Raw genomic sequence first — 8379 nt, 5'->3', positions numbered from 1 at the left:
GGTGACCGTGCCAGCGCTCCCCGCACCGAGCGTCCGTCCTATGGTGACCGTGCTCCGCGTAGCGATCGTCCGGCTTACAACAGTGACCGTCCGGCGCGTACGGAGCGTCCGTCCTACGGTGACCGCACCAGCGCTCCCCGCACCGAGCGTCCGTCCTATGGTGACCGTGCTCCGCGTAGCGATCGTCCGGCTTACAACAGTGACCGTCCGGCCCGCACCGAGCGCCCGTCCTACGGTGACCGCCCAGCCCGCACCGAGCGTCCCTCCTATGGCGACCGTGCACCGCGTAGCGATCGTCCCGACTACTCAGACCGCGCCCCGCGTCGATCCAACGACGCCCGCCCGCCCCGCCGCGACTTCGGTAGCGACCGCCCGAGCGACGGCGATAGCAAGTTCTACCCGAAGCGCAGCGAAAACGGCGCCAAGCCGAGCTTCGCCGGTGGCGACGACGTCGTGCTCGAGCGTCTCGAAGCCATCGCGACGACGGCATCCGACGTCGTCGGTGTGACCTTCGGTGACCTGGGCCTCGGAGAGAACATCGTGCGTGAGCTCGCCGCCCTCGGTGCTCCGTCACCGTTCCCAATTCAGGCTGCGACCATCCCCGACGTGCTCGCCGGGCGCGACGTGCTCGGCCGCGGCAAGACCGGCTCCGGCAAGACCATCGCCTTCGGTGCTCCCCTCGTCGAAAAGCTCATGGAGAACAACGGAGCCAAGGATCGCAAGATGGCCCGCAAGCCGCGCGCGCTCATCCTGGCCCCGACCCGTGAGCTCGCGCTGCAGATCGACCGCACCGTGCAGCCCATCGCCCGCAGCGTTGGCCTTTTCACCACCCAGATCTACGGCGGCGTTCCCCAGTATCGCCAGGTCAGCGCGCTCCAGCGCGGCGTGGACATCATCATCGGCACCGCCGGCCGCATCGAAGACCTCATCGACCAGGGTCGTCTCGACCTGTCCGAAGTCGTCGTCACCGTGCTCGACGAGGCCGATTACATGTGCGACCTCGGGTTCCTCGAGCCGGTGCAGCGCATCCTGCGTCAGACCAAGGCTGGCGGGCAGAAGCTGCTCTTCTCCGCGACCCTCGACAAGGGCGTTGCCTCGTTGGTCAAGGAATTCCTGACCAACCCGGCCGTGCACGAGGTCGCCGGTGAAGACCAGGCCTCGTCTACGATCGATCACCGCGTGCTCGTCATCGAGCACCGCGACAAGGGTCGCATCATTGAAGAGCTCGTCAACCGCGAGGGCAAGACGCTCATCTTCAGCCGCACCCGTGCCTACGCTGAGCAGCTCGCCGACCAGCTGGAGGACGCCGGAGTCAAGGCCACGAGCCTGCACGGTGACCTCAACCAGGCTCGTCGTACCCGCAACCTGCAGATGCTCACGAGCGGCCGCGTTAATGTGCTCGTCGCAACGGATGTCGCGGCTCGCGGAATCCACGTCGACGACATCGACCTGGTCATCCAGGCCGACGCCCCCGACGAGTACAAGACCTACCTGCACCGTGCCGGCCGCACCGGCCGCGCGGGCAAGACCGGAACGGTCGTGACGCTCATCCCCAAGCAGCGCAAGCGCCGCATGGACGAGCTGCTCGATCGTGCCGAGATCGACGCGAGCTACACCTCTGCCACCCCCGGTGACGCGGCTGTGCGCGAACTCGCCAACATCTAGCATCCGCTCGCTGTAATTCAGCGACACGGCTGAGAAGGGCACCCGCCCATCGGTGGGTGCCCTTTCGCGTACCCGGACGCCTGCGGGTTGTGCGAACCCGCCCACATCTGCCAGAATTACTTTCCGAACGATCGGTAACTTATTAGTCGTTCCTGCACGCCCGCGCAGACACCGTTGTCAGGAGAGAACATGGCTGAGGCCTACCTCGTTGGAGGAGCACGCACCCCCGTAGGCCGTTACGGCGGAGTGTTGGCCTCGGTTCGTCCCGATGACCTCGCCGCACTCGTAATCGGCGAAGCCGTGCGCCGCGCCGGTATCGACCCGGGGCTGGTCGAAGAGATCATCTTCGGCGCCGCCACCCAGGCTGGAGAAGACAATCGCAACGTCGCCCGCATGGCCGGGTTGCTCGCCGGGCTGCCCGACCACGTGCCGGGCATCACCGTCAACCGGCTGTGCGCTTCGGGAATGTCGGCGATCACCATGGCCGCGCAGGCCATCCGCGCCGGTGATGCCGACCTTATGATTGCCGGCGGTGTCGAATCGATGACGCGCGCACCCTGGGTGCAGGCCAAACCCGACCGCGCCTGGGCCAAGCCCGGTGCTCAGTTCGACACCTCCATCGGCTGGCGCTTCGTGAACCCTAAACTTGCCGCCCGCGACAAGGCCACCTTCTCCATGTCGGAGACGGCCGAAGAGGTCGCCCGGCTCGACGGCATCAGCCGCGCCGAAGCGGATGCCTTCGCCCTCCGCAGTCATCAGCGCGCCGCCGCTGCCATCGACGCCGGCCACTTCATGGATGAGATCGTCGGCGTACCCACTAAAAAAGGCGAGGTGCTCGTCGACGAGGGCTTGCGCCGCGACACCACCCTCGAGGGGCTCGCCGCATTGCGCCCCATCGTCGCCGGCGGCGCCGTCGTCACCGCCGGCAACGCGAGCTCGCTCAACGACGGCGCCTCGGCGATCCTCGTGGCGAGCGGCGACGCCGTGAAAAAATACGGACTCACGCCGCGCGCACGCATCGTGGTCGGCGCGAGCGTCGGCCTAGCGCCGGAGATCATGGGCCTCGGCCCGGTCGCGGCCACCCAGCGCGCCCTCGATCGCAGCGGGTTGACTCTCGCCGACCTCGGCGCGATCGAGCTCAACGAAGCCTTTGCCACCCAATCCATCGCGTGCATCCGCCGCCTCGGCCTCGACGACGAAATCGTCAACCGCGACGGCGGCGCAATCGCGCTCGGGCATCCGCTTGGATCGAGCGGTGCTCGACTCGTCGTCACCCTGCTCGCCCGCATGGAGCGGGAAAACGCCCGGCACGGCCTCGCCACCATGTGTGTCGGTGTCGGCCAGGGCTCGGCCCTCATCTTGGAGCGTGTCTGATGTCGGTATCTGAACTTGAACTCGGCGATCGCGGAGAAAGCGGCGTGCCGGATCGGGTCGGCGTGCTCGGAGGCGGGCGCATGGGCGCTGGCATCGCGCACGCTTTTCTGCTCGCGGGAGCCCACGTGGCTCTCGTCGAACGCAACGACACCGAAGCGGCGGCCGCCCGCGAGCGTGTGCTGCGCGCCGTCGACGCGAGCATCACCCGCGGCGCAACCGGGGAGACCCGCCCGGAACTCGAGTCTCGCCTCGCCGTCGGCGCTGACTTCGGCCTGTTCGCCGACCGGGAACTCGTCGTCGAAGCCGTTCCCGAGGTGCGGGCGCTCAAGATCGAGGCCTTGCAGAAGGTCGAGGCGCAGCTTCCCGCCGATGCCGCCCTCGCCAGCAACACCTCGTCGATCTCGATCGACGACCTCGCCGACGAATTGGCGCGCCCGGCGCGTTTTCTCGGCCTGCACTTCTTCAACCCGGTGCCCGCCTCCAACCTGGTCGAACTTGTCACCGGCAGCGCCACCTCGCCCGAATTGATAGCGGATGCGCAAAGCTGGGTTTCCGCCCTGGGCAAGACTCCGATCATCGTCAGTGACGCACCCGGATTCGCGTCCTCGAGGCTTGGAGTGGCCCTCGGGCTCGAGGCCATCCGCATGCTCGAAGAGGGAGTCGCGAGCGCCTCGGATATCGACGCTGCAATGATGCTGGGCTACAAGCATCCGATCGGGCCGTTGAAACTGACCGACCTGGTCGGCCTCGACGTCCGGCTCGGCATTGCCGAGTACCTTCATCAGCAGCTCGGCGCCCGTTTCGAACCGCCGGCGCTGCTGTGCAAGCTCGTGGCCGAAGGCAAGCTCGGCCGCAAGTCGGGCCAGGGCTTCTACCGCTGGGATGAAGCCTGATGGCCGCCCGTACTGAGACCGCACCCCGTACGCAGCATGAAGGAGACCCCATGACGACCATTCTGCCCAGCTACGTCCAGGGTGCTTGGTGGACCCCCACCGACGCATCCGCTGCGGTTGACGTTCGTGACGCTTCGACCGGTGAGGTCGTCACCCGCGTCAGCACGCAGGGCCTCGACCTCGCCGCCGCACTCGAGTACGCCCGCACCGTCGGCCAGAAATCGCTTGGCGAGCTCACTTTTCATCAGCGTGCCGTGCTACTCAAACAGATGGCGCTGCTGCTGACCGCGCAGAAGAAGGATCTCTACGCGCTGTCCAGCCGCACTGGTGCCACCAAGGTCGACTCCTGGGTCGACATCGACGGCGGCATCGGCGTGCTGTTCAGCTATTCCTCGAAGGGCCGCCGCGAACTGCCCAACGCCCACGTCTACGTCGACGGGCCGGTCGAGCCTCTCTCTAAGGACGGCTCATTCATCGCCCGCCACATCTACTCGCGCCTGCCCGGTGTCGCCGTGCAGATCAACGCGTTCAACTTTCCCGTCTGGGGTGCCCTGGAGAAGTTCGCGCCGGCGTTCCTGGCCGGCGTGCCCACCCTGGTCAAGCCCGCGACGCCGTCCGGCTACCTCGCCGAGGCGTTCGTACGCATCCTCGCCGATTCCGGACTGCTGCCCGCGGGGTCCCTGCAGCTCGTCTCCGGCAGCGTGCCGACCCTGTTCGACGACGTACGCCTCGGCGATCTCGTGGCCTTCACCGGGTCAGCCTCCACCGCCGAGAAGCTGCGCGCGAGCGACTCCGTGCAGACCGGGGGAGTGCGCTTCACCAACGAGACCGACTCGATCAACGCCTCGATCCTCGGAACGGATGCCGCCAAAGGCACCCCCGAATTCGATGCCTTCGTCAAGCAGGTCGTCACCGAGATGACGGTCAAGGCCGGCCAGAAGTGCACCGCCATCCGCCGCGTCATCGTGCCGCGCGCAGCGATGGACGACGTCGTCACCGCCGTGCAGGCGCGCGTGACTGAGCGCATCGTGCTCGGCGACCCCCGCGCGGAGGGCGTCACTATGGGGCCGCTCGCCTCGACCGCCCAGCGCCTCGAAGTGCTCGAGCAGGTTGCTCGCCTGCAGGCCGCCGGCGGAGAGTTGGTCGTCGGCAGAACGGATGCCCCCGCGGTGTTGCACGCGGACGGCACGACCGCCGTTGCCCCGGACGGCGCCTTCGTCGAGCCGCTGCTGCTGCGCTTCGACGACGCCGCGGCCGCCGCGGTGCACGAGGTCGAGGCCTTCGGCCCGGTGTCGAGCGTTCTCGGCTACGACACGCTCGATGAGGCCATCGCTCTCGTGCGCCAAGGTGGCGGCTCGCTCGTGACCAGCATCGCTACGCACGACCCCGCCGTGGCCGTCGCCCTGATGACCGGAATCTCCGCCTTCAACGGTCGAGTGCTCGTGCTCGACCGCGATGATGCCCGCACCTCCACCGGGCACGGTTCGCCGGTTCCGCAGCTCGTGCACGGCGGTCCGGGCCGGGCCGGCGGTGGCGAAGAACTCGGCGGCATCCGCGCGGTGCTGCACCACATGCAGCGCACGGCTATCCAGGGTTCACCCGAGATGCTCACAGCGATCACCGGAATCTGGCACCAGGGCGCGTCTGCGCGGGCCGGCGACAGGCATCCGTTTCGGAAGAGCCTGGCTGAGCTCGTGATCGGTGACCAGATCGTCTCGGACTCCCGCACGGTGACCCTCGAAGACATCGAAACTTTCGCCCACTTCACCGGGGACACCTTCTATGCCCATATGGACGAAGAGGCGGCCGCGGCCAACCCATTCTTCCCTGGCAGGGTGGCGCACGGCTACCTGCTCGTCTCTTGGGCCGCCGGCCTCTTCGTGGATCCGGCCCCCGGACCGGTGCTCGCCAACTCCGGGCTGGAGAACCTGCGTTTCGTCACGCCGGTCTCACCGGGGGACAGCATCCGGGTCGCGCTCACCGCAAAGCAGATCACGCCGCGTGAGACCGACGAGTACGGCGAGGTGCGCTGGGATGCCGTGCTGACCAACCAGAACGACGAACTCGTCGCGTCCTACGACGTGCTGACCCTGGTCGCCAAGCACTAGCTAGCGCCGGATTCGATCAGCGGGCCCGCGCATTTCGCGGGCCCGCTGTCGTTTGCCCGCACGAGTGCTCCGGTGGGGACGCCCTATACCGAATTGGGGTGAACGGTGAAGACGCGATTCGACCCTGCAGCGATGTTGCGCCATAAAAGCATCGAGCGAGCCCTGGAACTGGACCCGACAAACGATGTCGCGCTCCGGGTCGAGGTGATTCTGCTGACCGAGCGCGAAAGAGACTGGTAGCTTCGCGGTTACCCGGACGGAACGAGCCCGGTGTCAGTGCGCGCGGTCGTTCTCGCATCGATTGTGGACTTCGGCCGCGCAGCAGAGGTCGTGACGGGCAAGAAGCCAGCCTCGCTGACGATGACCAGTCCCGGAGCGCTGTTGGCTGAGCGACTGAGATCTTCGATCCACTGGCGATTGAGCGTGGCGGCGTGCCCGCCGACGTACTTGAAATACAGCGGGATTGCCGGGTTTAGCCAAATCGAGCTCCGACCGGAACCGACCCCTGCGGAATCGTGCCAGGACAGCAGAAAACTCTCGCCCCGTCGCAGCTTCTGCACGATCACGAATTGTAGGTGCGCGAGGGTGCGATCTTCGATCTCCACTATGACGCGGTCATACGTTAGAGAACCCATGATTGCCTTTCTGATCGATTCAGCGATGACACCTATGTCACCTATGTCACCTATGCCAGTATCTCGGATGCGTTCGGAGCGCGCTAGAGCCGAACGTCCCCACCCGCGTTCGCTTAGCCGGAGTCGTCGTCGGTCGTGCCGGCGCGCACCCGCGCAATCGTCTCCCACGCCGCGACGGTGACCAGAATAACCGAGGCCACTGCGCCCAGTCCGAGCGGAGTCATGACCGCTGCCGCCGCCCCGGCCAAGGCGAGCAGCGCGATCCCGACGATGTGCGATACGAGCACGGTGCGGGTGACTATCCAGCGAAAGAGCAACAGCCCCACCAAGTAGAACAGCGGCCCGCCAACGATGGTGACGGCAACCGAAAGCGTCATGGCGTCCTCCGGGTGCTCCAGCACTGACTTGTCGGCGACCGAGGTCAGTACGATTCCCGCGATGATGATCGCGTGCACGTACGTATACGCCAGCCGCGCGATGCGGCCGGGTTCGCTCGAGGCTGAAATCGCCTTGCTCCCGGCCTTCTCCCCGTGATCGAAGTAGAGCCACCACATGGCCACTCCGTTTACAAAAGCGAGGAACAACCCGGAGATCCCGAATGCGGATGCCTTCTGGTCGACAAATGCAAACCCGGTCACCAGAAAGGACTCACCGACGGCGATGATCACGAACAGGGCGCTGCGCTCCGCGATGTGGGGCCCAGAGACATCCCAGTCATCAACGCCGGGCGCTTTCAACCCGGGAATGCGAAACCCGAGGCTCGCCGAGCCGTACTCAATCGCCAGAGCGATCAGCCAGGCGGGCAGCCGCACCGACAGGGGCATAAGGGCCCCGACAATCCAGAACACGCCCGCGACCGAGAGCCACAGCAGAATACGCAGGAAGGTCGCGTGCAGAGCCGGATCATGCCGGGCTAGGGCGAGCACCATAAAGACCGTACGGCCCAGTTGGAGGGCAACGTAGGCGATGGCGAAGACCAGCCCTTGATTGCCGAACGAATCGTAAATGGACGTACTGATCACAAGGCCGATAAGGGAGAGCCCGATAACGACGCCGCGCACCGGAAGTTTGGCTGGGTCGAGCCAGTTCGTCACCCAGGTCGTGTACACCCACAGCCACCACAGGGCCAGTACGAGAATGATCGACTCGAGCGCACCGACCCAGGACTGATTGGCGTACAGATACCGCGACAACTGGGTGAGCGCGAAGACGAAGATGAGGTCGTAGAACAGCTCGATATAGGTAACGCGATCACTGCGCTCGGAATCCTCCGGCCGCAACAAGCTCCGTCGAAAGCCGAGGCGCAGAATCCACGCGCGATGGTCAAGCGGATACCGCTGCGTCGTTTTTCCTGATCGGCTCACGCTTCCAGTCTGGCCCGCACCCCCGACATTCGCCCATCCAATTTCTATCCCATTTGCGGTTTGGGCTCCTATGTCGGGCAGGGTCCAGCCTCCATCGTGGGGTTGCGCTTTCACTGGTCTCCCGGGCGCAGGTTTAGTGCGTGGGAGCGTGGTCGATTGTGGGCCGGGTTGCTGAGCCTGCGGCCGGCTACCTGTTGGCCTATAGGCAGTGGGTGCCGGGTGCGACACGCCCGGGTGGGTGGCGTTTTGACGGGTGGGCGTGGGGACCGTAATGTATCTATACGTACCCCAAAGGTGCGGAAAGCCGCAGTGCTTCCCGGCCTCATGTGGGACCAGATTG

Annotated in this window: 6 protein-coding genes; 4 read left to right on the top strand and 2 right to left on the bottom strand. The window is 66.1% G+C overall.

Going from position 1 to position 8379, the window contains the following annotated elements; translation table 11 throughout:
- The 4 genes from E3T47_RS07140 to paaZ all read left to right on the top strand — a co-directional run.
- A partial coding sequence (locus tag E3T47_RS07140) for a DEAD/DEAH box helicase (RefSeq protein ID WP_241982050.1) occupies positions 1-1665 on the top strand: 1665 nt, incomplete at its 5' end.
- Positions 1666-1854: 189 nt separating this feature from the next.
- A complete protein-coding gene (locus tag E3T47_RS07135; RefSeq protein ID WP_134555442.1) occupies positions 1855-3039 on the top strand; it encodes a thiolase family protein in 1185 nt (394 codons plus the stop codon).
- Positions 3039-3932: a 3-hydroxyacyl-CoA dehydrogenase family protein gene (locus tag E3T47_RS07130; protein WP_134555441.1), complete on the top strand. Its 894-nt coding sequence runs from the start codon at positions 3039-3041 to the stop codon at positions 3930-3932. The genes E3T47_RS07135 and E3T47_RS07130 overlap by 1 nt, the downstream gene beginning before the upstream one ends.
- Positions 3933-3982: 50 nt before the next feature.
- Positions 3983-6040 carry a phenylacetic acid degradation bifunctional protein PaaZ gene (gene paaZ, locus E3T47_RS07125; RefSeq protein ID WP_134555440.1) on the top strand — a complete coding sequence of 686 codons (2058 nt, stop codon included), beginning with the start codon at positions 3983-3985 and terminating at the stop codon, positions 6038-6040.
- A gap of 248 nt (positions 6041-6288) precedes the next feature.
- Here paaZ and E3T47_RS07120 read toward each other — a convergent pair whose 3' ends face one another.
- Together E3T47_RS07120 and E3T47_RS07115 are read right to left on the bottom strand one after the other, a co-directional pair.
- On the bottom strand, positions 6289-6675 hold the full coding sequence (locus E3T47_RS07120) for a DUF7882 family protein (RefSeq protein WP_174844649.1): 387 nt from the start codon (positions 6673-6675) through the stop codon (positions 6289-6291).
- Between the two features lie 113 nt (positions 6676-6788).
- Entirely contained in the window at positions 6789-8039 is a 1251-nt protein-coding gene (locus E3T47_RS07115; protein ID WP_166805648.1) for a low temperature requirement protein A, read from the bottom strand.
- Positions 8040-8379 lie beyond the last annotated feature (340 nt).

This window comes from Cryobacterium ruanii (assembly GCF_004404055.1).
GTDB classification, from domain to species: Bacteria; Actinomycetota; Actinomycetes; order Actinomycetales; family Microbacteriaceae; genus Cryobacterium; species Cryobacterium ruanii.
The sequence above is the reverse complement of the archived record's forward strand: the minus strand, read 5'-3'. Positions and strand labels throughout refer to the sequence as shown.

Bases quoted from the DNA above. Each gene is read 5' to 3' on its own strand.
- E3T47_RS07120 (WP_174844649.1), bottom strand. From the start codon at position 6,675: ATGGGTTCTCTAACGTATGACCGCGTCATAGTGGAGATCGAAGATCGC.
- paaZ (WP_134555440.1), top strand. From the start codon at position 3,983: ATGACGACCATTCTGCCCAGCTACGTCCAGGGTGCTTGGTGGACCCCC.
- E3T47_RS07135 (WP_134555442.1), top strand. From the start codon at position 1,855: ATGGCTGAGGCCTACCTCGTTGGAGGAGCACGCACCCCCGTAGGCCGT.
- E3T47_RS07130 (WP_134555441.1), top strand. From the start codon at position 3,039: ATGTCGGTATCTGAACTTGAACTCGGCGATCGCGGAGAAAGCGGCGTG.